2 protein-coding genes are annotated in these 1,814 nt (G+C 73.9%); both read right to left on the bottom strand.

What is annotated here, in order from left to right; translation table 11 throughout:
• Positions 1–804 (bottom strand): SMP-30/gluconolactonase/LRE family protein (locus tag H5J33_RS33810; protein ID WP_181798494.1); only part of this gene is annotated, 804 nt, incomplete at its 3' end.
• Positions 801–1,574 (bottom strand): IclR family transcriptional regulator, encoded by a 774-nt coding sequence (locus H5J33_RS33805; protein ID WP_181798493.1) that lies wholly within the window; start codon positions 1,572–1,574, stop codon positions 801–803. The genes H5J33_RS33805 and H5J33_RS33810, both read right to left, overlap by 4 nt.
• Positions 1,575–1,814 lie beyond the last annotated feature (240 nt).

The raw sequence follows: 1,814 nt of genomic DNA, 5'->3' as shown, positions 1-1,814 counted from the left end.
CGGGACCACCAGCAGGGAGCCCGACAGGGGGTGCGGGGCGTCCAGGCCGGTGCGGGCCGTGGTGATGTAGAGGTCGGTCAGGCCGGGGCCGCCGAAGGCGCAGGCCGTGGTCCGGGGGGTGGGCAGGGAGATGACGCGGTCCAGCGTGCCGTCGGGCGTGTAGCGGCGGACCGCTCCGCCGTCCCACAGGGCCACCCACACACACCCGTCGGCGTCGACCGTGAGGCCGTCCGGGTAGCCCGCGCCCTCCTCGATCTCCACCAGCGGGCGGCGGTCGCGGATGCCCTCGGAGTCGTAGTCGAACACGTCCACGCGGCGCGTCGGGGTGTCGACGTAGTACATGAGGCGGCCGTCGGGGCTCCAGCCGGTGCCGTTGCTGACCGTGACGTCGTCCAGCACCGTCCGCGCGGTGCCGTCGCCGGTCACCCGGGACAGCGTGCCGCCGCCGGCCGCCTCGTCGTAGCGCATGGTGCCCGCCCACAGGGAGCCGTCCGGGGCCACCGCCGCGTCGTTCGCCCGGCGGCCCGGGACCGGCTCGTGGTGCAGCCAGCCGAACGTGCCGTCGGGGTCCAGCAGTCCGACGCCGTCGCGCAGGTTCAGCACCAGGCCGCCGCCCGCGCGGGGCTTGGCGGCGCCGATGTGCTGGGGCGTGGTGCGGACCGTGCGGCGGCCGGTCACCGGGTCGTAGGTGTGCAGCCGCATGCCCAGGATGTCCAGCCAGAGCAGCGTGCCGGTCGCCGGGTCCCAGGTCGGGCCCTCGCCGAGCGTCGCCTCCGCCGCCACCGCCACCTCGTACGCCGTCATGCCGCGCTCCTGTGTCCCAGCCGCTCCGACAGTTCCGCCGCGCCCTTGGCGGCCAGCTGCTCCAGCTCGGCCCGGCGCTCGTCGCTCCAGCGAATCATAGGGACGGAGATGGACAGCGCGGCGACGACCTGGCCGGTGCGGTCGCGTACCGGCGCGGCGACGCAGGAGACGTCGGGGTTGGACTCGCGGCTCTCCACCGCGATCCCGCGCTCCCGGATCCGGTCCAGCGCCGCCCGCAGCGCGGCCGGTTCGGTGATGCTGTTCGGGGTCATCGCGACCAGTTCGGCGTCGTCGGGGATGCGCGCGGCCAGCTCCGGCCCGGGCAGCGAGGCCAGCAGCATCTTGCCGACCGAGGTGCAGTGGGCGGGCAGCCGGCGCCCGGCGGCGGAGACCATGCGGACGGCGTGGGTGGAGTCGACCTTGGCGATGTAGATGACGTCGGTGCCCTCCAGGATGGCCACGTGAACCGTCTCGTCACAGGTCTCGGCGACCGAGCGGGCCACCTGCTGGCCCTCGGCGGCGAGGTCGAGCTGCTCGGCGTAGCGGCTGCCGAGCTGGTACGGGCGCACGCCGAGCCGGTACCGTCCGGGCTGGCCGGGTACCGGCACGATGTACGACCGTGCGGCGAGCGTGGTGACCAGCTCGTGCACGGTGGTGCGCGGCAGCTGGAGCCTGCGCACGATGTCGGGGGCGGAGAGCGTCCCGTCCCCGTCGAGGAACAGCTCCAGAATGTCGAGAGCCCGGGTCACGGCAGGCACGAGGCGTCCCACGTCCGGCCCCCTCCCTTGGTGTTGGCGCCCGTCGCGATATCCGCTCGAGATGTTCGAGATATCAACAGGCGATCGGCATGACGAACACAGGCTAGTCAGGGAAGGTTGCGCGGGCAATGGGCGGGGGCGGGGCCGGGCACGATGGACCCATGGAACCCGACTTCCAGCTGGTGCTGCTGCGCCGCATGGCCGACCACAACCCCGACCTCGTGGACCAGGCGCGGCGGCGGCTCGGCGCGT

Source organism: Streptomyces sp. WELS2 (genome assembly GCF_013870595.1).
Taxonomy (GTDB): domain Bacteria; phylum Actinomycetota; class Actinomycetes; order Streptomycetales; family Streptomycetaceae; genus Streptomyces.
The sequence above is the reverse complement of the archived record's forward strand: the minus strand, read 5'-3'. Positions and strand labels throughout refer to the sequence as shown.